Genomic DNA, 20,651 nt, shown 5'->3' with positions numbered 1-20,651 from the left:
ACATGATTTCTTTCGTCAAAGCGCATGCTTGCGGTAACGACTTTCTGATCATTGAGGAGCCGCTCGCACAGCGTCGACATGCCGAGCTTGCCCGGAAGCTCTGTGCACGGAACACCAGTGTTGGTGCGGATGGAATTGAGTTTTTGGATCGAAGGGCGAACGGTGAGTTTTTTCTGCGGCTCTTCAATGCGGACGGAAGTGAGGCGGAACTCTCGGGTAATGGGACGCGCTGCGTTGCTGCGTGGCTGGCGACCAGTGAGGGAAGGCAGGAGGTCGCGCTTGGGACTCATGGTGGCCTGCGAACCTGCCATGTGATTGAGTCGAACGATCCGCTCTATCTGATCGAGAGCGAGATGGGTGTTCCTCGTGTGATGCAACGCACGATTGTGCTGCCAGGGGTTGGCGAGGTGCCGGGTGCGATGGTGAATGTTGGCAACCCTCACTTCGTTCTCTTCGTTGATAGCGAAGATTTCAGCGCGCATGGGTTGAGCTGGCAGGAGCTTGGGGCGCAGATCAGTGGGAGTCCCTTATTTCCTCATGGGACCAACGTTGAGTTCGTTCGGGTTCTGTCGCCTTCGGAGATAGCTTTTCGCATCTTTGAGAGGGGCTGCGGGCCTACCACCTCGTCCGGGACGGGCACGTGCGCTTCTTCGGCAGCGGCGATGGCGCTTCGCGGCTCTGAACGGGAGTTGACCGCGATTGCGGAAGGCGGACCGCAGCGAACGGTGTGGTCTTCGAACGATGCAGTGATGCGTTTGACGGGACCGGCGGAGATTATCTGCCGAGGTGAGGTCGCGGCCCTGTGACAGCATCCTTTTTCAAGCCTTGGGCTCTGCGTTCAGGCGCGACTCTTGCGGTTTTGTCGCCGGCGAGTACTCCTAAGCCGGAGTTGGTGGAGCGCGGCATAGCCCACTTGCAGCGGCTTGGGTACAACACCGTGCTCAGCCCGCATGCTTTGGATAACGGGCCGCTTTACTATGCGGGCAAACTTGAGGATCGTCTCCAGGATTTGCATGCGGCGTTTGCGAATCCGGAGATTGATGGGATCGTCTGCACGCGGGGTGGGTGGGGATCGGCGGAGTTGCTGCCTTATCTTGATGCGACGCTTATCCGATCAAATCCGAAGCTGTTTATCGGGTACAGCGACCATACCTCGCTTCATTGCTGGCTTCATAACGAGGCGAATCTTGCGACGTTCTATGGGCCGATGGTGGCGGCGGATTTCTCGCAGGATGATGGCGTGGATCTTCCGAGCTGGCATCATAGTCTGACGGACAGTGGAGCATGGTCGCTTGGTGAAGCGGAGGGGCTTCGCGTCTTGCGTGCGGGGCGGGCGGAGGGCGTGGTCGCGGGTGGGTGTCTGTCCATCTTCGTGGAGGCGATTGGTACGCCGTATGCTCCGCGAATCGAGCGGGAGAGCATTCTCTTTTTGGAGGACATCGGGACGAAGCCGTACCAGTGGGACCGCATGCTGCTGCATCTTCGCTATGCCGGAGTTCTTGAAAAAGCGACGGGGATTGTTTTCGGGGATATGGGGCAGTGTGTTTCGCAGGAGGAGCGAGACTATCTGGAGAGCGCGATTCTCCACTCGCTTCGTGAGTTCGATGGCCCGATTGCGGTCGGGCTGCGTTGTGGGCATGTGAGCACGTACAACGTGACGTTGCCGCTTGGGGTTTCCGCGAGACTGGACCTTACTGACGCGAGGAATCCGAGGATGCACCTTCTCGAAGCAGCGGTGAGCGGTTAGGCTGGAGTCTCGCGACATGCAAAATTCCAAACACATTCATCTGATCGGCATCTGCGGTACGGCGATGGCCTCGCTGGCCGGAATGCTGCAGCTTCAAGGACACCGTGTTACGGGGTCGGACACGGCCGCCTATCCGCCGATGAGTGATCTGCTGGCTTCGCTTAAAATTCCGATTCGTGAACCATTTTCAGAGAGCAATCTGGAACCGAGGCCGGACCTGGTCGTGGTTGGGAACGCGATCTCGCGGGGCAACGTGGAGCTGGAGTACGTGCTTGATACACGGATTCCATTTTGTTCGATGGCCTCGATTCTGCATGATGAGTTTCTGCCGGGGCGGGAGTCGCTGGTAGTTGCGGGGACGCATGGCAAGACGACGACTACGAGCATGCTGGCGTGGATCTATGAGGTTGCGTCGAGACAGAACCCCGCGCTGGCGCCCTCGTTTCTGATTGGTGGCGTTGCGGAGAACTTCGGGACCAGCTTCATGGTTCGTTCGACCAGGCCATTTCTGCTGGAGGGCGATGAGTACGACACCGCCTTCTTCGACAAGGGGCCAAAGTTTCTGCATTACTTTCCCGATGCTCTGATCTTGACTCATGTCGAGTTCGATCATGCGGATATCTACGCTGATCTTGGCGCGGTGAAGACTGCGTTCAAGCGGCTGGTCAATCTTGTGCCGGGGCGCGGGCGGATTGTTGCGTTCGATGGCAGCGAGAACGTGAGTGAGTGTATCGAGAAGGCCTTCTGCGCGGTGGAGCGATATGGCTTCGATCCTCTGTCGCATTGGCGTCTTGCAGATCTGCGGCATGAAGGGGCGTTGACTCGCTGGACGGTGACGCGCGCGGGTGCTCCGTTTGCTGATCTGAGCCTGCCGATGGCGGGGGCGCATAACGCGCTCAACGCTACGGCGGCGGCGGCGCTTGCAGCAGGGCAGGGTGTTCCGACTGGGGCGATCGTCGAGGCGCTGGCGACCTTCAAGAGCGTGAAGCGAAGGCTCGAAGTCCGTTCCGTTGTGGGGGGCGTCACCGTAATCGACGACTTTGCGCATCATCCGACGGCGATTCGCGAGACTCTCCGGGCGTTGCGCGAATCCTACCCGAACAGACGCCTCTGGGCGGTGCTGGAGCCGCGGTCCAATACGCTGAGGCGGAATGTCTTTGAGCTCGATCTGGTGGACAGCCTCGCGCTGGCGGACCGGGTCGTACTGGCCTCGGTCTTCAAGTCCGAGAGCATTCCAGCGGACGAACGATTGCACCCGGACCATGTTGTGAGTGCTTTGAACAAGCGCGGAGTACCTGCGAGTTTGCTGGCCGATGCCGATGCGATCGTCGGAGCGGTTGCGCCCGAGTTGCGAGAGGGAGATGTTGTTGCGATCCTTTCCAATGGCGGATTCGGGAATATCTACGGGAAGCTTCCGGCGGCGATTGCGGGCCGAACTTCAAGGACGTAAAGCGGCCGGTTGGGAGCTCTGTTGCGACTGTTATCCTTGAAGATGGTATGTTCGCAACCCTGAAGCTCGTCTTTGTTTATCTCGCCCTGGGTCCAATCGCCGGGATCGCTGGCATTCCTTACACTTTGTTGGTCGGAGACATCACCCGGCTCTATCGGGTTGCGATGTGGATCACGAACGCGGGGGTGCGTGCTGCTGGAATCAAGATCGAGATCAGCGGGTTCGAGAATATTCCAGCGGGACGCAGCTGCATCTTCATGAGCAATCATGTCTCGAATCTTGATCCTCCGGTTACAATTCCGCTTCTTCCGGGACGCAGTTCGGTGCTGCTGAAGAAGGAGCTGATGAACATCCCGATTCTGGGCCGGGCGATGCGCATGGCGAAGTTCGTTCCGGTGGAGCGTGGCAGCCGTCGAGATTCCGCGCAGGCCAGCGTGGCGGCCGCTGTGGATGCGCTGCGCTCGGGGCTGCACATCCTCGTGTATCCGGAGGGAACTCGTTCGCCGGATGGGCGACTCTCGACCTTCAAAAAGGGGCCGTTTTTTCTGGCGCAGGAGACGAAGGCACCGATTATTCCTATCGCTGTGTCGGGGACGCAGACGATGATGAGGAAGGGAAGTAACGCCATCACGCCTGGATTGGCGCGCGTTCAACTGCTTCCGGCTATCGAGCCGTCGGACTATGCGACTCGGGAGGAGCTGATGCGGGCGGTCCGGAACGCGATTGCAGAGGCTCTGCCGCTGGAGATGAAGCCTGCAGATTACTTGACGATGGCGTTGTAGCCGTCGGTCTGGAGACGCTGCCGCATGGCGTCGGCATCCTTTTTGGTTGGGAAGGGCCCGATCTGAACGTGGAGCAGCTTGTCCTGCGGCTCCTTGTGAATGGCGACGTTGTAGCCACGATGCTTCAGGGCGTTGACGAGAACGTCGGCGTCCTCCTGGTGTGAGACGGCGGCGACCTGGACGATGGCTACTCCCGGTGCTGCCGGCACGGTAGGCGCGAGCGACACTGGCCTGGTGGTGGGCTTGGTCGCTGATTCGGGGCGGGTGTCGGGGCGGAAGTCTGCGGCGACGGCCTTGACTTTGGTGATAGCGGGACTCGGCTGGCTCGGCTCGGTGGACGCGTTTGTTGGAGCGTCCGAGAGGCTGGGAGTCTGGCTCGCGTCGTCGGCCTGGATTGCAGGCGAAGAGGGCGCTGTGTGGGCTGCGGGGCTTCCCGGTGCGGGTTTGGAGGCGCTGGACTCAGAGCTTGTGGTGGTGGTCTCTGCTGCGCTGACTACAGGGGGGGCGGAACGCCTGCCCAGGGAGTAGCCGAAGCCGAAGAAGACCGCGCAGAGCAGAGCGAGCACGAAGAAGATGCCAAGGATAGTGGTAGCGCCAAGCGAGATCTCGCGATCCTGTCCGCGAGAGTCGTGAAGATCCTGCAAGTCGTCGTCGGTTTGGTAGCGGCTGTTCACGGTCAGACCTTCTTCTCCAACGCCGCGTCGGGCGTGAGCGTCGTCTTATTGAACAGGTTCATCAGCTCCATTGGAAGGGGAAAGACGATGGTGGTATTTTTCTCGACACCTATCTCGGTGAGGGTCTGGAGGTAGCGCAGCTGGAGGGTCATGGGCTGGGTGGCCATGAGCTGGGCGGCTTCGACGAGTTTGGCTGCGGCGTTGAACTCACCTTCGGCATGGATGATCTTCGCTCGGCGTTCGCGTTCGGCCTCCGCCTGCTTGGCCATGGCGCGTAGCATCGACTCGGGCATGTCAACCTGCTTGACTTCGACGGAGACGACTTTGACGCCGAAGGGTGCGGTGTGGCCGTCGATGATGGTCTGGATGCGGATGTTGAGGGCTTCACGGTGGGCCAGGAGGCCGTCGAGGTCGACTTCGCCGAGGACCGAGCGCAGGGTGGTCTGAGCGAACTGCGAGGTCTGATAGATGTAGTTTGCCACCTCGATGACAGCCTTAGTGGGGTCTACGACGCGCAGAGTGATGACGGCATTGACCTTGAGCGTGACGTTGTCGCGGGTGATGACGTCTTGCGGGGGAACTTCCATCGCTTCCTGGCGGAGGCTGACGCGCACGATCTGATCGAGGGGGCGGAAGATCCAGATGAGACCTGGGCCAGCCGCTGCCTGCTTGACCCGACCGAGACGGAAGATGACGCCTCGCTCGTACTCTTTGAGGATGTTGAGGGAGTTCACAAGGTAGAGAACTACGATGACGATGGCAAAGAGGAGCGGGAGAGACATCATGGGTAAAACCTCTGTCGGCCCGACTGCAGCCGCCGCTGCGATTGTAAAGCAGGCGCAGCAGCGGCCGGTGTTACTGGCTAGAAGCGAAAGAAGAAGCCGAAGCCGGGCTGGAGTTCGGTGGTGTGTTTCTGAATGGTGAGATAGTTGGTTTCGAAGTCCGGAGCCTTGAAGAACAGCTGGCGAAACTCGGCGCGTGCTCCGAAGTGCTTGTTTAGCATGTAGTCGCCTCCGACGTTGTAGTAGTAGGTGGCGCGTGCCTGCGGCGACAGGCCTTCTCCGCCGCCGGGTGTGGGTCGGAAGGCGGTTGTTCCGGCGCCACCACCGGCGAACGGTGCGATCCCATGAAACTCACGGGGGAAGTGGGCTACGTAACCGAAGGTGTATTCGGAGGCATTCTGCTGAACTCCTCCGACCGGCGCCGCTCCAAAAGGAGTGAAGGTCTGGGTGTAGCGGGCGTAGGCGTAGTTGAACTCAAACCCGAGGTATGGGGATTTCGTATAGCGGATGGTTACGAGTGGACCGACCGTATTGCCGGGATGAAGATTGACTGCTGTCGGAACGGTGTTGACGACTACGGTGCCGTTCGAGTCTTTGTTGATGATGGCGGAGGCGACCACGCCGATGTCGAGGCGGGAGAGCTGACGGTCCAGGCCTGACTGCGGGGTGGCCTGTGCGTTGGCGGTTAATCCGGCCGCGGGGAGCAGCAGGCAAAGTACAACGTTCCGAACCCACGACGGGCGAGACACATTCAACATCAAGAAAAGACTCCCTTATTCAAAAACTACTGTTCTTTCAGTCTACTCTGGCGCGGAGTCTGGTGGGGGCTTCGACGGTGCGTCAAACGGGCTTATTGGCAGGTTCGACGACCAGGGTCAGGCCGTCCAGGTCGCGGACTGAGACCAAAGAGCCTACGTCGAGAGATTCCTGTCCGCGGAGCGAGGCCTGCCATAGCTCGCCGCGAATCTCCACCTGCCCAGTGGGGCAAAGCGGGGTGCGGACGACGGCGATGCCGCCGATCATGGCCTGTGGGCCGGTAAGGACCTTGCCACGCCGGGCACGAAGCGCTATCCAGGCAAGGCCGAAGGAGATGGCGCCGAAGCCGAGGCCTGCGCCCAGGGCTGTCGCGATGTGGACGCGGAGTTCTGGGATGGGCCCGTCGACGAGGGTGGCCAGGCCGAAGACGAGAGAGGCGATGCCGGCGATCGCAAGGACGCCGTGACTGCCGAACTTTGCTTCGAGCAACATCATTATGAACGCTGCCAGCAGGAGAACGATTGCTGTGTGGCGGACGGGGAGAAGGTTCAGCCCGAAGAGGCCCAGGAGGATGAAGAGCGTACCGATGGAGCCGGGAACCACGGTGCCGGGAACGTTGAACTCCAGGTAGATGAGGAGGCCGCCGAGAACGAGCAGCAGGACGGCGATGTCTGGGTTGGTGAGTTTGCTGAGCAGGCGCTCGCGCTCGGAGGGAGCGGTGGTGACAATCTCTGCTCCCTGAAGATGCAGGGTCTGGGTGGTGCCGTCGAAGCGGTGGATCTCGCGGCCATCCAGCGTTTTGAGCAGGGTGGCGTCGTCGGCAGAGACGAGGTCGATGAGCTTCAGCTTCAGTGCCTCTTCGTCGCTGTAGGACTTCGAGTTGCGAACGGCGTCTTCGGCGGCTTCGACGTTGCGACCGCGGCGGGAGGTGTAGGAACGGAGGAAGGCGGCGGCGTCATTCTCGATCTTGTCTTTGAGGACGGGATCGAGCTGACGGCCTTCGACGATGGGATGAGCCGCTCCGGCGTTGGTTCCGGGGGCCATCGCGGCGATGTCGGCTGATTCGAGGATGAAGAATCCGGCCGAACCTGCTCTGCTGCCCGATGGTGAGATGAAGATGATTACAGGGACGGGTGAGTTTTCGATGGCCTGAACCATGACGCGGGTGGATTCGAGCAGGCCGCCGGGGGTGCTCATTGAGATCAGCACTGCCTGAGCGTGGCGATGGGCAGCCTCGTGGAGGCCACGCTGAAGATAGTCCGCGGTTATGGGCTGGATGGTGTCGTGAATGGTGAGTTTGACGACGGTGCCGGGGGAGTCGGGAGCGGCGAACAAACGTGTGGACAGTGAGCAGGAGATCGCCATCAGCAAGAGAAGGGCGAATCTCGTGACGGAAGTCATGGCAGGCTCTGTCCGCGTGCCTGCAGGGCCTGACGCATGCCTTGCGCTGAAGAGTCCTTCGGGTCGAGTTGGAGTGCTTTACTGACGTCTCTCGCAGATGCAGACGCGTCATTGGCCTGCAGATCGAGGCGGGCGAGAACGAGATAGGCCGGGATGTTCGGATGCAGCATGATGGAGCTTTGAGCTTCGGCGCGCGCGTCAGCTGAGTTTCCGCTGCGCTCGCGAACCTGGGCGAGCCCCGCGTGCGCCTCTGCGCTTGCGGCGTCCGCGGCGATGGCGGTCTGGAACTCCTGTTCGGCTTCGGGAACCAGCCCTTGCGTGAGATACTCGTGGCCCTGTTGCGTGTACTTCGCGGCCTGTTCCGCAGGGGGCAGAGTGGCCAGACGCATGGCACGCATCTGGTCGAGTTGAAAGGCCGCCTGACGGAAGGAGGCCTCTGAGTAGGTGCGACGAATGCGTTCGAGTGGGTCGAAGTCCGACGATGCTGTCGTGTCGGTGGCGGCTGCTGCGGCCACAGCTGGGGGTTTTTGGCCTGAGTTGATGCTGGTCTTGAGTTGTGCTGCTTCAGAGTCCGCAGGGCGCAGCTTCAGGGTGAGATCAACTTCGCGTTTGGCTCCTGCGAAGTCGCCTTGGCGAAACAGGGCAACAGCGAGGTTGTAGTGGTAGTCCGGGTCGTTGGGATCGGCAGTCGAGGCGCGCTGAAAGAGCGGAACAGCGTTGTGGCCCTGGCGGCTGGAGGCGACGGCCTGGTTATTGACAACTTCGGGAAGCGGCAGTCGGCTGGCGACGAAGGCGAAGGCTGATTCGGCCTCGGCGTACTTTGCGGTGTTGAAGCGGGACAGGCCGATATAGAACCCTGCTTCAAGAGCGCGGCGGTCCGTTTGAGGAATCTTCGCAAACGTTACTGCGGCCTGGTCGTACTCTCGCTCTGAGTATTGTGCTTTGCCGAGAGCGAGAAGGGCTGCAGGATAGTTCGGGTTCGCCGCAATGGCTGCCTGCAGGCGCTTGATTCTCTCTTGCGAGGTTGGCGCGTCGGTGCCGCGAATGTAGTTCTCGAAGGCGCTTAGCTGGACTCCGCCCGAAGCGGCGAGAAAGGTCTGTTGGGCCACGTTGAAGTGAGGATCGATCTGGCGTGCCGCCTTCCACGCGATGGCGTTTTCTACGTCGAAGAGGCGGTTGAGTTCGCTTGAATCCTGCAGCGGCGCAGAGAGTTTGAGGTTTTTGACCTCGAGCACCTGGGCTTGTACCGCGATGCGGCCATTCGCGACGTTGTAGCTGCCTACGATGACGAAGTCGGCGTCGAGATTTTGCGCAATGCGAATGGTGGTCGCGCGGGATGGCCTGAAGTCGATGGGCAGGCCGAGATGGTCGAGCGCGTACTGCCGGTCTTCGCGGGCGATGGTGAGGAAGCCTGCAGAGGTGAGGCGCTGGTTCAGCGTGTCGGGAAACGAATCGCCAACCCATGCCAGAGCTGCCTGTCCGGAGCGGTTGTCGAAGGGAAGAACGAGTACGACGCGACCTCCGGCGTCAGAGGTCTCCGACGATTGTGAGATTCCGGGATTACTGCATAGCAGAATTAGGGGGAGGAGCCAGGACCGTCGAAGGATCGAGCGAACTTGAAGGCGCTTCTTCACAGATATGAGTATAGAGGGTCAGGGTTTTTGAAGTGGGGGATAGCTATAGAGCGGGGAAAATTCACCCCCTGCAATAAGAACTGACTGTCAGGAATTTTCAATATGTTTATTTCGATAAACCCGTCTTGACCCTCTCGTGCATCAGGAAATCCATGACCGCATTTGGAGTGAACGATCGCAGCTGCCGTTGGTCAGTCGGCTCAGAGTTAGCCTATTTTTGGCAGACCCTACCTGATGACAACCAGCGCTCAAGTCGATCCGCGTAGGTGCGGCTCGAGCGATGCTCCGAGCCGTCCGAAAGCTTCACTGTGAACTCGCGGTTTTCGATGTATCGCAGCTCCAGTATGCCTCTGGTCTGCACAATCCGGGAGCGGTGTATGCGGATAAACTTTGCCGGGTCGAGCCTTTGTTCGAGAGACACCATCGTCTCGCGTAACAGGTACGAACGACCGTTGACGTGGAGTTCAACATAATCACCAGCAGCCCCAACCCACTCAACATCCTCCGCAATGACGATTTGAATGCGAGATCCAGCTTGCACCGTGAACCGGGATGCGAATCCGTCTGAGGTGCGGCCCAGCATTTTGATGACCCGCTGTGCCATGTCGGCCTTTAATGCGGAGTCGACCAGATCACGAGCTCGACTAACAGCTGCCGCGAAGCGCGTGTCGTCCACTGGCTTCAACAAGTAATGCAGCGCATGAACATCGAATGCCCGCAAAACATGTTGCTCATACGCTGTGAGAAAAATGAATGCGGGCAGACTTTCTGCAGGCAAGGCCCGCACCACCTCGAAACCGTCCATTCCGGGCATCTGGATGTCGAGGAACACAACATCGGGAGATCGTTCCAGAATTCTTTGCACTGCGGACTGCCCATCTGCGCATTCCCCAACAATCTCGACATCCCTGAATTTGCGTAGTCTGAGAACGACGCCACGACGCGCCAAGGGCTCGTCGTCGACGATTAGAGCGCGCACGGTGAAGCCTCAAGCAGGCTCCGAGTCCTGCGTAACGGCAATTCCAGCACGACCTCGCAACCGCCTGCCTCAGGCCACCCAAGCGAGAACTCGAAATTCGCTCCATAAAGTGTCTTCAGGCGCTCCGCTGTGTTTCCGAGACCAATTCCATTTCCATTCTTCTTCTTGCCTTCACCAGGCCGTCCGGAGTTCCCGATGACAATTCGCAACCTGTCGTCATCGAGTCCACTCTTGATCGCAATCCATCCACCTTCGATCAACGGCGCCACTCCGTAGCGCACTGCGTTCTCAACGAGCGGCTGCAGCACCATGTTCGGCACCAGGGCATCCCGCGTTTCGAATGGAATAGCCATATCGACTTTTAGCCGCCCTCCGAGCCTCGTTTGTTCGATCGCCAGATAGCCTTCGGTAAAGGCCAGTTCCTGAGAAAGCGTCACCTCTGCTGTGACTTCGGAGTCCAGGCTTGTGCGCAGAAGGTCTCCGATCTGTGCCAGCATGCGCGTGGCCGCAGGGGCATTTCCATCCAGAACGAGAGTTGAGACGGCATTGAGCGAATTGAACAGGAAGTGTGGGTTCAACTGATAGCGAAGTGCGAGCAGCCTCGCCTCTCTGAGCTCAGACTCTGCGCGAAGTAGCCGCTCGTTCTCCATGCTCGATTGCTGCCATTGCTTAATGCTGAAGTAGAGACTGCACCACATGAAGAGCATGAAAAATGACCACGCCCAAACCGTAACCAGAGCGTGCCACGGCACATGATTGAAATTCTGCAAAATGAGGCCGGATGCGCAAGCTACGGGAATGGATGTGACCATGGCTGCCGCGGCTCCCTTCAATTCAAATGCGATCCAGGACCGCGATTGTCTCAGCAGCCAACGGCAAAAAGGGCGCAGGATAAAACTTCCCAGGAACATGAAGAAGACAGGCACCGTCTCCTCCCGGAAGAACACACGCTTAGTCAAAAACGCATGAATGGATTCCAGAAGGTGGAACAGATAAAAGCAGCACCATCCAATGATCTGGATTTGCCAGAAGGACCGCAAGTTCAGGACATTCTGTCGATTCATGCATAGCATTTTAGCTAAAAGTGTGGATCGGCATTCCACGGCCTGACGCACGAAACCCTCGGCTCATCGCATTTCTCAATCGCCGAGCAGATTAGGCCTGGCTTATCAACTTCATTGAGCTAGGCTCTGAACACAATTTGAACGAGGCTGTTAGTTCGCCAGTCGTTTTCGGACTCTGAAGAGCTGGGCCTGTAGTCTCACGTAATCGTTCTGAACGTGGAACACCACATGCACTTCTCACTCAACAGGAATCCGTGAAGTTGTGAGCCAATTCTGCTGTCAATAGCACGCTAACTGTCAGAGCGCCGACTGGTACCTGACGTAATACACCAATCATCTCGGCAACACAACTTTACTGGCGGAAAAGAGGAGATATGAACATGCTTATACAGTTGCTGAAATTCCGGACGCTGTGGGTGACAACGATTGCATTGGCTTGCTTCAGCAATGCATTCGCTCAACAGAGCTACAGAATGACCGACTTGGGCAATAACAAGAATACGAACAACTTCGCGATGGTCATGGGCCTCAACAATCTAGGGTGGGCGGAGAACATGGATGGGATCGTGAACCCTCCTGAGACAAGTACGTCTACGACAATTGCAAGCGGCCGCGCCGTGATCAGCATCTACGGATTCAACATCGACCTGGGCACGCTTGGAAAACCCGACGCCAACAGTTGGACTGACTATGGCGGGATCAACGACCTCGGGGAAGCCGTTGGTTTCTCCGAAACAGCTGTGCCGGATCCGAACGGCGAAGACCTTTGCGGCTTTGGCACACATCTTGAGTGCGTTCCGTTTCTTTGGCGAGAAGGCCACATGAGTGCTCTTCCCACGCTCGGCGGAATTAATGGGTGGGCCAACGCCATCAATAACCGCGAACAAATCGTCGGATTTGCCGAAGACGGTGCCCTGGACTCCACATGCGGAGACACCGTGACGAACAATCGAATTATCTTGCCGGCGTTGTGGGAAAGAGGCAACGTCAAAGCTCTTCCTCTGGCAAGTAGAAGCGATAAAGACGGTTTTGCGAACGGGATTAATGAACGAGGCCACGCCGTGGGCTACTCAGGAAACTGCACCGAGGCTCACGCCGTAGTGTGGAAAGACAAGACTGTCTTCCCGCTTAAGGATTACGGAGTTTTCAGTTCCGCATACGCCATCAACAACAGCGGTCAGATCGTCGGGCAAATCGGCAGTGCTGCAGGCTACTTTGCCGCATTTTGGCCGCAGGGCGCAGATGGCGAAGTCAAAAGCCTCAAACTTCTGCCGGGAGATTCTGCCGCCTTTGCCACCGGCATCAACAACCGGGGTCAGGTGGTGGGAAGCACTTTTGACTCGAATGGCGACTGGTCCCACGGCTTCATCTGGCAGGACGATGTGATCACCGACCTTAATACGGTAATTCCCGACGATTCCAACCTCCTTATAATCGCAGCTAGCAATATCAATGAGTTCGGACAAATCTCAGGCATGGCAACGGTGCAAAACGGCCCCCATAAGGGCGAAATTCATGCCTTCCTTTTGACACCGGCAGACATACGCATCGGCGCCTCGATGGCAGACTACGCACGTACACACCCGCCTTTGGCTTTACGCGCGAATGCTTGCAATCACTCCTCTAAGAGATTCGGACCTGCCCGACTCCAGCGATAAAGGTCTGCGTTCCGTCGCGTATGTGTCTGAACTCTCCCAGGTTTACCCAGACGCGACGGAACGCAGGGGTGGGAACACGAGCCCGTGAGACGTGTCAAACGGCACGCCTCACGGCTTTCAATGAGCGCACCGCAGATGTCGGCGAACGCTCGTCAACAGCTGTTGTCGAGGAACGCCGGATCAGATATAAGGATGGCCATTTGAGGGCAACCTCGGAATCATTGAGTGAAGCAAGAGCATGATGAAAACTGGATTCGAGAAAGCGAAAAGGACAGGCTGGCAGGTTGAGAGGTTACTTCTGGTCGCGTTGCTTTTACACTCCGCAATTGCACTCGGACAGATTCAAGCGACTAAGAAGCTTGAACCTGTTCCAATCCGGCCATTCAAAATGCATGTTCCCGACAGTGTTCTAAATGATCTTAAACGCCGTTTAGCAGATGCCAAATGGCCCGATCAACTTCCGGGGACGACCTGGGAGTACGGCGCCGACATCAAGAAGGTTCGGGAACTTGCGGACTATTGGCAGAACGGTTACGACTGGCGTGCGCAAGAAGCGAAGATCAACCAGCTTGACCAGTTCACAACGAAAATTGATGGGCAGCAGATTTACTTTATTCATCAGCGATCTCCTCGCCCCGGCGCCATACCGTTGATGCTGATTCACGGATGGCCCGGCTCGATTTTGGAGTTTGAGAAGCTCGTTGGGCCGCTCACCCGGCCCAAAGACAAAAACAGCCCGGCATTTGATGTAATCATTCCTTCGCTTCCTGGTTTTGGATATTCCGGACCTACTACAGCCCGTGGCTGGGGCCCGCAGCGTATGGCAACGGCTCTAGTTGTTCTGATGGACCGTTTGGGTTACTCCAAGTACGGCGTACAAGGTGGTGACTGGGGTTCGGCAATAGCCCAGGACATGGCTTACCAGGCGCCAACACACGTGATCGGGTTGCATCTGAACCTCATCTACGTGCCGCCGCGGAACCAGGAAGCCGTTGCGAAAATGAGCGATGCGGAGCGGAAACGGTATTCCTACTTTGACCGGGAAGAGAGCAGCTTCTTTTTCCTCCAAGCCAGTGAACCGCAGACTCTTGCCTACGCCCTTACTGACTCCGCAGTGGGGTGGCTGGCCTGGATGATTGGCAAATTTCAACTGCTTACGGACAACAACGGCGATTTCCTTACGGCTGTGGATCGCGACACATTTTTAACCGATGTTACGCTCTATTGGGTAACCGGCACGATCGGCTCCGCTATGCGAATCTATCGTGAGAATCGGCTCACTATTGAGGAAATCGTGCCAACACCACACCTGGAGACTCCTGTGGGGTATGCGGATTTTCCTAAGGAAGTGGCTGTCCCGCCGTTTAGCTGGATTACCCAGACTTACAACATAGTACAAAAAACTTGTATGCCGAAGGGCGGACACTTCGCGGCTCTGGAACAGCCCGATCTCTTGGTTGCCGACATACGGAAGTTTTTTGCAAAGCTTGATCAGAAGTAATTAGATATATATGAGCTGTAGAGAGTGCCCTTGTTAGTCGACAGATTCGACCCCACGTTGGAGCAGTCCGCCCCCCAACATTTGAGACCAATCACTATGGCAATTGCGTGAGCGCGGCTGCAATTCGCTGAAGCGTCGCGCGTCGAACAGGTATGGACTACCGAATTGCCCGAAGACATAAGCACGGGCGGAGTGCGCCATCATTGTGTGAGATCGCTCTGCAGATTAGAAAGACGGCGTGTCCTCCTTTGGCTTCATGTTCAAAACTCTTTCCAGATCGAGACAGCGAATTGGGAGCAAAATGATCGGCAAGTGGAAGAAAAGCTCATCCGCCCAGCCGCTCTACAATGCTCTGCATGGCAACCATTGAAGAAATTGAACCAATATTAAATGCCTGTCTGCTGAATGCCGAGAGGCTGCTGAGTTCCGCAAAGGTCGTGATGGCCCCGGGGCAGTACCATGTCGCCTACCACCTCGCCGCGCTCGCCATGGAAGAGATTGGCAAAGCCGGATTGATCTTCATCGAGTCGGTGGACCCGAAAGACGAGCCAGAACAGGAAGATTCGCGTCTCAGCAAATGGATGGAGGACCACGAACGAAAGCTGTTCTGGGCTATCTGGCTACCGGCTTTCGGAATCGAGGCCGATTGGCGGACGATCCCAAAACATATGGAGTTAGCCAAGGGTATTCACGAGACCAGATTGCAGACGCTCTACTTCGATCCCGCATATCCGAACGCCCAGGATGAAATCACCGAAGAACGTGCTGGCCGCCTCGTTAGGCTGACAGAATCGCGTCTGGAGATGGAAAAAGCGAAGCGATACCGGGACCTGGATGAGCAGGAACGGTCTGACATGCAGTGGTTCTTCTTAGCAACGCGGAACCCGGAGATGAAGCCGTTCATTTTCTCGAAGCAGAGCATTGAAAAGCAGATCGAGCTGCAGGATAACCGCACGGGTTGGATACGCTGGCTGCGTGAGCTGTTCGAGGAGCAGGCTCGCAAGGCAATGGAGCAGGCACAGATCGAAATGCAACGTCAGCGACCCGAAGGAGAGGAGAAATACACCGACAAGTGGAAGCTACGTATCCGGCTTAAGTCGTGGTCGCACTCAATCCGGCCCAACCAGCTCACAGGCTGGAATAAAGACATCGACAAGATCAAGCTGATTCACACTTCGGACAGAAACGAGCTGATAGTCGAATTCACAATTGGCAAAAAACATCCTGATGGGGAATTTGTGGGGCATGGGCATGCAGAGTGTCATGATCTTCGTGTCTGCTCTGAACATCTCTACGAGCGGTTTCTTTTGGTGGTATCTACCCACCTTCACTTCTCGCTTCTATGAGACGATCACCGATCTTGAGACCGACCACCAGGTCATCATCGAACGCGTTCCGGAGCTTCGGATTTCATGGGGCCACATGGCTCTCAAGGAAGATGACTTGCTACGCCAGATGCCGATAGTTTTCGGTTATGTCGCAAAGGCATCGGAGCAGGAACAGGTGTTTTACCACCGCTAATTCAGCATGCTGGGCATGATGGCGAAGAACGACATCTTCTTTCAGTTCGAACACAATCTAGTCGTTGGTTTTATGGAGTGCTTCGATATGGCTCTTAAGACCTATGAAGATTGGGACGGCAAACCGGAAACCTACGAGGCATCGGTCAACGCCGTATTCACGCGTTTCGCTACTTCCGAAGAGTTCATGAGGATGCTGAAGGAATGTGCGAACGCCGTAATTCAGGTGAAAACACAAACGTTCACAAGGCCAATCACCTTGGAAGATGTAGCAAGATCAAAAATCATCTTCGACATCTATATCCGCCTCAAGGCGGCGGTATACATGCAGGAGCAGATCGCCAGCGGAGCATTGAAATCGGAGCCTACCGCGCCAGCCGATGAATCTCCAGCAGCGGAATAGAGAATTCTTCGACCGTCTCACGCGTTACCACGTGACATAACTCCGAGTGTTGTTCCAACCCAGTTCACCCCCTGCAATAGGAACTGACTGTGCAGGAACCCTTCCGCGGTATCTCACTCCTCAGGAGGTGCACTGTGGGAGAAGTTCCAGAAGGCATTTACGGAGAAGATGTTGTCAACCCGGTCGGGACCGTTGTTGTTGAAGGTATATTGATTCATGTAGCCCAACTCTGTGCGGATCGATCTGCTGAGGTTGATGCCCGGGCCGATGAAGGCCCGATTCCTGTCCGCTCCTGACCTGGCTCCAAAGTTGGTGCTGTTCATGTTGACGAATATTTCGTCGTACACCGCAATCAGCCAGATCTTTTTCACACCCAGCGGTTGTATCAGCTTGCCCATTTCGCGGAGACGCACGCCAGTGCCGCTGCCGGCGCTATGGAATCGTTGCTCTAGACGCGTTCGCGACGAAAGGTCCGTACTGCCGACAAGATGCTGCCAACTGATCTGTTCCCAGATGCGGTTTTCAGTCGACGGTTTTAGCGCATATGGCTGGTCCGTGCGGACGTAGGCATAGCCAACCCAAAGCGACCAGGCTTGATTCAGCGAATAGCCGAAACCCGGTCGCACCAGTCCCTGTGAAAAACGGCTCGAGTCGTCTCCAAGCCGCAACTGTCCATCCATCCATAGCCGCCATGAACCTTTCGGATTGTTCATCGACTGCGGAAGCTTCCCCGTCATTGAGCCCCCGAACCACGTCCCTGAGTCAACGTATTGTGCTTCAAGTGTTGGAGCAAAAACGAGCATGACTGCAATGAACAAGAAACCGATTACGAGGAGATGGTGCAGGCGTTGCCTTTTGGCTATGTGCTCCGCCTTTAGTTGAGTTTTCTGTCCCGGGATAGCATGCAAACCGGCGTGCGTTCCACCAGGATCAGCCTCCCGCAGGTTTGGCGCAACATCGCGATCTTCCTTCCTACGTTGATTCCAGACCGCTACGCCTTCTTTCAGTTTGGTGAGATGTTCGGGATTTGCCATTTGATCGCAGTAGTCGATGCGCCGAGTTCATCATAAGGCTACGATCAAAGCGTTGTTCAGTTTGCTGCCGAGAAACGTGCTCCTCCTTATTCGGGTGAAATCGGCAGTGGGGGGTGAATTTTCCCTACTGTATAGCTATCCCCTGGTTTTTGAAGTGGGAGGAGCGCTGCTTCGACGATGCGGGGGAAGTGCAGGACGGCCGCCCACTCCCCTTTGCGGTGCCCCTGCCAGACGACTTCGCCGTGAAGGAGTATCGCGACTTCGGCCGGAGAAAGGTCGCGATGGAAGTCGAAGTACTTTGTGTCCGCGGACTCGTTCTGGCGACCGAGGTTGACGCGGTTTGCCGGGGGAGCCCATTTTGTGGAGAAGAGGAGCGCAACATCGTAACTTCCAGGATCGGCGGCTGCCCTCTGAATCTGATCGAGGGAGAAGTTCTGGATGGGAGTCGTCTTGATGGGGTGATTAGTGTAGCCGAGTTCGGGGCGGTTGAGCTCAGAGACTGCGGGCCATGCCGTGAGCACCGTGGCCTGAGGGTACTTCAGGTCGATGAAGCGGATCGCCTGCTGATGCAGCACGATGAAGTCGCGATAGGTCAGGTTGTCCTCAGGCGCGAAAGCGTAGGGCGGGTTGATCCAGATGCCGGCGAGGAATGCAGCAGCGCTCAGGGCAGCAAGGAGAGGCCATCGCTCGGGGATGCGGCGGCACCAGGTGTTGACGCAGACGAGCAGGATGAGCGGATACATCGGCAGCAGATAGCGAGTGAGGAGCGCGCCCCCGAGGACGGAGAATGCGATCCAGTTCGCGAGCAGGATTACGCCGATGGCTTTCAGTGCGGGGCGAGAGATGGGGGGCCGCGAGTTAGTGGCAGCGACGGGGATCAACATCGCGGCGATCGTGCATACGACGGGCACGAACATATTCATGTGTGCGAAGAGATGAAGGAAGCGGTGCCATAGACAGAGGACGATGCGATAGGCGTCGAGGTTTGCGGTGGCGTTGTAGCGAAGGAACTCCGGGTTCCCGAAGACAAAGCCGGTGCGGCGATAGTGATATCCATACCAGGCGGCGAGCGGCAGTATCGGGGCTAGTAGTGCGACGATCCAACGGAAGTGGAGTCTGCGTGACAAAGGCTCACGGCGATTTTTCTGCAGAAGCACGATCTCCCAGAGAGCGAGCGCTGCTGGTGTGACAATGGACGTTTCTTTAGACAGAGCGGCGAGAGAAAACATTGCCGCGGCATAGATCGTATTCAAGCCGAGTCTCGACAGTGTCTCAGCAGCGCCTTCGCGGTTGAAGTAGAAGGCGAGGCCCCAGAGGCTGAAGGCGGCAGCGAAGATGTCGGCGTGAGCGAGTGTGCTCTGTGCGAACCAGACGGGATAGATCGCGGTGAGTACGACTGTGACCGCCGCAACTCCCGCGGTCGTCAGCGTCTTTGCAAGTTTGAAGACACCAAGCAGAGCAGCTGCGGCGACCATGCAGACTAGCGTGCGCGTCCCGCTGACGACGTAGCCGGAGAGGTGCCACCAGCCGGCCAGGAGAATCGAAGGCAACGGAGGGTGCGCGTTGGTGACAGTGCTCTGCGGGATGAGGGTGCCGGTGCGGAAGAAGTCCCACGCAGCGGGAATGTAATAGCCTCCTTCGTCCCAGAAGTAGGGGAGGCGAAGGAGGCGAAAGTGTGAGAGGTAGACGGCGACGAAGAAGAGCGGATAGAGCATCCAGAGAGGGATGTTCTCGAAAGCTCGTTGTCCGTCTTCTTCAGTGCTGCCTCGGGGTCGCACGCTTTAGTTGATGGGGCCTTCGGTTTGGGGGAGTTGCTCGAGTGTGATGGAGCCGAAGGTCTGCTCGTACTGTGCCAGATTGTGGCCGAGCACGTTCCAGAGAGCCTTTGCCTGCTGCGGGCTGAGATAGATGCCCTGAAAGTTCTTCACGTTCAACTCCTCCGGGTTGTCCTGGCTCATGGTGCCGAAGACGAGGAAGAAGTCCCAGACGCTCATGCGGACCTGAACGCTGTTGGCGTAGCCGTCACGATAGTCCGCGGTGCTGGTGAGCTTGAGCTGGGGCTGCTTGTCCTGGGGCTGATTGGGGTTCTGCTGGCTCATCGAATCTCTTTCGGGGGTTGGGTTGCTTTCAGATATTGGTGCGGGAGAAGGGACTCGAACCCCCACGGATTTCTCCGCTTGGACCTAAACCAAGTGCGTCTGCCATTTCGCCACTCCCGCATTCTTCATTGGGCGACACCGTGATGGTGCGCGAAGAACTTGAGTGCCACATCCAGCCTATGGCAAAGGGGTGTTGAATGCAACGTTCAGCGCAGGAAGAGATGCGATCAGTCCCCGGAGGTCAGTGCCCGCAGGCCAGTGCTTGATCAGTCTCCGCTCAGTGCTTGATGAGCCACATGATCCAGCTGGCTGCGATCGTGCCGCCCACGAAGAGAACGAAGCAGAAGGCGCCGAAGCGGATCATCGTGCGGGGTTCGGAGCGCTGCGTAATACCAAAGACGATCGAAGTGAAGAGGGAGAAGAGTAGGACTGCTCCGAAGTGCGAGATGGTCACGAGCGCTTCCTCCCGGTAGCCAGCGAGTGCGCGTCGACGGCGGAGATGATGTTGAGCAGCCCGGCCACGACCATGAACTTGGTGCCGTAGTCTGCGGTAGCTACCTGCACCGTCACCTGGCCGAGATCGAAGAGGCGCGCGAGAACGTAGAGCAGGCCGTTGCCAAGGTCGCCGGCGAAGTTGAGAATGTCCAGCAGATCGCCGGTGTTGGGCGAGTAGATCTTCCCTTTGAGCGCGAGACCGATGGTGAACATCGCGACGATAGAGACCATGAGCAGGCCGCCGCGAATCCATTTGCGCTGCAGAAGATGACCTGCGCCGGGAATAAGCCAGCCCACGATCAGGACCATCGTCGGAAATGAAGTTGATTGCGCGCGCGCTTGTGCCGAAACGTTAGTAGCCATTGCTGTTTCGATGATAACAGGATGCTTGCAACGCTGGATGAAAGCTGCAGCCAACACCGAGAAGATCGGTTTTGGCTACCGTGGACGCGAACTGCCGAAAAACGACTTTGCCGGAACTCCAGTCTGCTTGATAGATACAAGGGCGTTTATCGTTAGTTTATGAATTCTCGGTTAGAGATAGGCTGCTCACGATGGGCATGTGATCTTTGTCGGTCTCTCGATGCATTGAGAGACGAAGGCACAGAGCGGGAAACTTAATGATCGCCCTCGACAGCTGCTCTGACGGTCCGCAGATTTTCAGGGGTCGCA

Annotated in this window: 20 protein-coding genes and 1 tRNA gene; 8 read left to right on the top strand and 13 right to left on the bottom strand. The window is 57.4% G+C overall.

Features of this window, described 5'->3' with window-relative positions; genetic code table 11:
- Positions 1-2: 2 nt before the first annotated feature.
- Genes dapF through RBB81_RS22415 form a run of 4 tightly spaced genes read left to right on the top strand, consistent with a single transcriptional unit; the run spans position 3 to position 3,979 of the window.
- On the top strand, positions 3-806 hold the full coding sequence (gene dapF, locus RBB81_RS22430) for a diaminopimelate epimerase (RefSeq protein WP_183792753.1): 804 nt from the start codon (positions 3-5) through the stop codon (positions 804-806).
- Positions 803-1,747 (top strand): S66 peptidase family protein, encoded by a 945-nt coding sequence (locus tag RBB81_RS22425; protein ID WP_353072215.1) that lies wholly within the window; start codon positions 803-805, stop codon positions 1,745-1,747. Before dapF ends, RBB81_RS22425 begins: the two co-directional genes overlap by 4 nt.
- Before the next feature lie 16 nt (positions 1,748-1,763).
- Positions 1,764-3,197 (top strand): UDP-N-acetylmuramate:L-alanyl-gamma-D-glutamyl-meso-diaminopimelate ligase, encoded by a 1,434-nt coding sequence (mpl, locus tag RBB81_RS22420; RefSeq protein ID WP_353072214.1) that lies wholly within the window; start codon positions 1,764-1,766, stop codon positions 3,195-3,197.
- Positions 3,198-3,244: 47 nt separating this feature from the next.
- Positions 3,245-3,979, top strand: coding sequence for a lysophospholipid acyltransferase family protein (locus RBB81_RS22415; RefSeq protein ID WP_353072213.1), 735 nt, complete (start codon positions 3,245-3,247; stop codon positions 3,977-3,979).
- Here RBB81_RS22415 and RBB81_RS22410 read toward each other — a convergent pair.
- The 7 genes from RBB81_RS22410 to RBB81_RS22380 form a co-directional block, all read right to left on the bottom strand.
- A complete protein-coding gene (locus tag RBB81_RS22410) occupies positions 3,958-4,653 on the bottom strand; it encodes an SPOR domain-containing protein (RefSeq protein WP_353072212.1) in 696 nt (231 codons plus the stop codon). The genes RBB81_RS22415 and RBB81_RS22410 overlap by 22 nt on opposite strands.
- 2 nt (positions 4,654-4,655) lie before the next feature.
- Positions 4,656-5,438, bottom strand: a complete 783-nt coding sequence (locus RBB81_RS22405) for a slipin family protein (RefSeq protein ID WP_179585336.1) — start codon at positions 5,436-5,438, stop codon at positions 4,656-4,658.
- 77 nt (positions 5,439-5,515) lie between these two features.
- Positions 5,516-6,193, bottom strand: a complete 678-nt coding sequence (locus RBB81_RS22400) for an outer membrane beta-barrel protein (protein ID WP_183792742.1) — start codon at positions 6,191-6,193, stop codon at positions 5,516-5,518.
- 82 nt (positions 6,194-6,275) lie between these two features.
- The gene (locus RBB81_RS22395) at positions 6,276-7,592 is read right to left on the bottom strand and encodes an NfeD family protein (protein WP_179585332.1); all 1,317 of its coding nucleotides are present in this window, start codon (positions 7,590-7,592) and stop codon (positions 6,276-6,278) included.
- The gene (locus RBB81_RS22390; RefSeq protein WP_353072211.1) at positions 7,589-9,226 is read right to left on the bottom strand and encodes a tetratricopeptide repeat protein; all 1,638 of its coding nucleotides are present in this window, start codon (positions 9,224-9,226) and stop codon (positions 7,589-7,591) included. The genes RBB81_RS22395 and RBB81_RS22390 overlap by 4 nt, the downstream gene beginning before the upstream one ends.
- Before the next feature lie 211 nt (positions 9,227-9,437).
- Positions 9,438-10,205, bottom strand: a complete 768-nt coding sequence (locus tag RBB81_RS22385) for a LytR/AlgR family response regulator transcription factor (protein ID WP_179585318.1) — start codon at positions 10,203-10,205, stop codon at positions 9,438-9,440.
- Positions 10,193-11,320, bottom strand: coding sequence for a sensor histidine kinase (locus tag RBB81_RS22380; protein WP_183792738.1), 1,128 nt, complete (start codon positions 11,318-11,320; stop codon positions 10,193-10,195). The genes RBB81_RS22385 and RBB81_RS22380 overlap by 13 nt, the downstream gene beginning before the upstream one ends.
- A 329-nt stretch (positions 11,321-11,649) precedes the next feature.
- Between RBB81_RS22380 and RBB81_RS22375 the strand changes: the two genes are divergently transcribed.
- The 4 genes from RBB81_RS22375 (at position 11,650) to RBB81_RS22360 (ending at position 16,351) form a co-directional block, all read left to right on the top strand.
- Positions 11,650-12,927 (top strand): hypothetical protein, encoded by a 1,278-nt coding sequence (locus tag RBB81_RS22375; RefSeq protein WP_221273198.1) that lies wholly within the window; start codon positions 11,650-11,652, stop codon positions 12,925-12,927.
- Between the two features lie 238 nt (positions 12,928-13,165).
- Positions 13,166-14,428 carry an epoxide hydrolase family protein gene (locus tag RBB81_RS22370; protein WP_183792734.1) on the top strand — a complete coding sequence of 421 codons (1,263 nt, stop codon included), beginning with the start codon at positions 13,166-13,168 and terminating at the stop codon, positions 14,426-14,428.
- A 356-nt stretch (positions 14,429-14,784) separates the two neighbouring features.
- Complete coding sequence (locus RBB81_RS22365; protein WP_353072210.1) at positions 14,785-15,774, top strand: AbiV family abortive infection protein; 990 nt, start codon at positions 14,785-14,787, stop codon at positions 15,772-15,774.
- A gap of 190 nt (positions 15,775-15,964) precedes the next feature.
- Positions 15,965-16,351, top strand: a complete 387-nt coding sequence (locus RBB81_RS22360; RefSeq protein WP_353072209.1) for a hypothetical protein — start codon at positions 15,965-15,967, stop codon at positions 16,349-16,351.
- A 113-nt stretch (positions 16,352-16,464) separates the two neighbouring features.
- On the opposite strand, the gene RBB81_RS22355 is transcribed toward RBB81_RS22360, so the two are convergent.
- The 6 genes from RBB81_RS22355 to RBB81_RS22330 form a co-directional block, all read right to left on the bottom strand.
- Positions 16,465-17,088, bottom strand: a complete 624-nt coding sequence (locus RBB81_RS22355) for a DUF2490 domain-containing protein (RefSeq protein WP_423248039.1) — start codon at positions 17,086-17,088, stop codon at positions 16,465-16,467.
- A gap of 383 nt (positions 17,089-17,471) precedes the next feature.
- The gene (locus RBB81_RS22350) at positions 17,472-19,100 is read right to left on the bottom strand and encodes an ArnT family glycosyltransferase (protein WP_353072208.1); all 1,629 of its coding nucleotides are present in this window, start codon (positions 19,098-19,100) and stop codon (positions 17,472-17,474) included.
- A 66-nt stretch (positions 19,101-19,166) separates the two neighbouring features.
- Positions 19,167-19,484: a DUF3467 domain-containing protein gene (locus tag RBB81_RS22345; protein WP_179585300.1), complete on the bottom strand. Its 318-nt coding sequence runs from the start codon at positions 19,482-19,484 to the stop codon at positions 19,167-19,169.
- A gap of 36 nt (positions 19,485-19,520) precedes the next feature.
- Positions 19,521-19,604, bottom strand: a tRNA-Leu gene (locus RBB81_RS22340).
- Positions 19,605-19,761: 157 nt separating this feature from the next.
- Positions 19,762-19,938 (bottom strand): hypothetical protein, encoded by a 177-nt coding sequence (locus RBB81_RS22335; protein ID WP_179585298.1) that lies wholly within the window; start codon positions 19,936-19,938, stop codon positions 19,762-19,764.
- Positions 19,935-20,342, bottom strand: a complete 408-nt coding sequence (locus RBB81_RS22330; protein ID WP_183792728.1) for a DUF6677 family protein — start codon at positions 20,340-20,342, stop codon at positions 19,935-19,937. The genes RBB81_RS22335 and RBB81_RS22330 overlap by 4 nt, the downstream gene beginning before the upstream one ends.
- Positions 20,343-20,651 lie beyond the last annotated feature (309 nt).

Origin of the sequence: Tunturibacter gelidoferens (assembly GCF_040358255.1) — a bacterium.
Taxonomy (GTDB): domain Bacteria; phylum Acidobacteriota; class Terriglobia; order Terriglobales; family Acidobacteriaceae; genus Edaphobacter; species Edaphobacter gelidiferens.
Note: the sequence above shows the minus strand (reverse complement) of the source record. Positions and strands in the feature narration are given on the sequence as shown.

What these genes read in the sequence shown, in the direction of transcription:
- dapF (WP_183792753.1), top strand. Translation starts at nt 3, where the DNA reads ATGATTTCTTTCGTCAAAGCGCATGCTTGCGGTAACGACTTTCTGATC.
- mpl (WP_353072214.1), top strand. Translation starts at nt 1,764, where the DNA reads ATGCAAAATTCCAAACACATTCATCTGATCGGCATCTGCGGTACGGCG.
- RBB81_RS22415 (WP_353072213.1), top strand. Translation starts at nt 3,245, where the DNA reads ATGTTCGCAACCCTGAAGCTCGTCTTTGTTTATCTCGCCCTGGGTCCA.
- RBB81_RS22405 (WP_179585336.1), bottom strand. Translation starts at nt 5,438, where the DNA reads ATGATGTCTCTCCCGCTCCTCTTTGCCATCGTCATCGTAGTTCTCTAC.
- RBB81_RS22400 (WP_183792742.1), bottom strand. Translation starts at nt 6,193, where the DNA reads ATGTTGAATGTGTCTCGCCCGTCGTGGGTTCGGAACGTTGTACTTTGC.
- RBB81_RS22395 (WP_179585332.1), bottom strand. Translation starts at nt 7,592, where the DNA reads ATGACTTCCGTCACGAGATTCGCCCTTCTCTTGCTGATGGCGATCTCC.
- RBB81_RS22375 (WP_221273198.1), top strand. Translation starts at nt 11,650, where the DNA reads ATGCTTATACAGTTGCTGAAATTCCGGACGCTGTGGGTGACAACGATT.
- RBB81_RS22370 (WP_183792734.1), top strand. Translation starts at nt 13,166, where the DNA reads ATGATGAAAACTGGATTCGAGAAAGCGAAAAGGACAGGCTGGCAGGTT.
- RBB81_RS22365 (WP_353072210.1), top strand. Translation starts at nt 14,785, where the DNA reads ATGGCAACCATTGAAGAAATTGAACCAATATTAAATGCCTGTCTGCTG.
- RBB81_RS22360 (WP_353072209.1), top strand. Translation starts at nt 15,965, where the DNA reads ATGATGGCGAAGAACGACATCTTCTTTCAGTTCGAACACAATCTAGTC.
- RBB81_RS22355 (WP_423248039.1), bottom strand. Translation starts at nt 17,088, where the DNA reads ATGACGGGGAAGCTTCCGCAGTCGATGAACAATCCGAAAGGTTCATGG.
- RBB81_RS22350 (WP_353072208.1), bottom strand. Translation starts at nt 19,100, where the DNA reads ATGCTCTATCCGCTCTTCTTCGTCGCCGTCTACCTCTCACACTTTCGC.
- RBB81_RS22345 (WP_179585300.1), bottom strand. Translation starts at nt 19,484, where the DNA reads ATGAGCCAGCAGAACCCCAATCAGCCCCAGGACAAGCAGCCCCAGCTC.
- RBB81_RS22330 (WP_183792728.1), bottom strand. Translation starts at nt 20,342, where the DNA reads ATGGCTACTAACGTTTCGGCACAAGCGCGCGCGCAATCAACTTCATTT.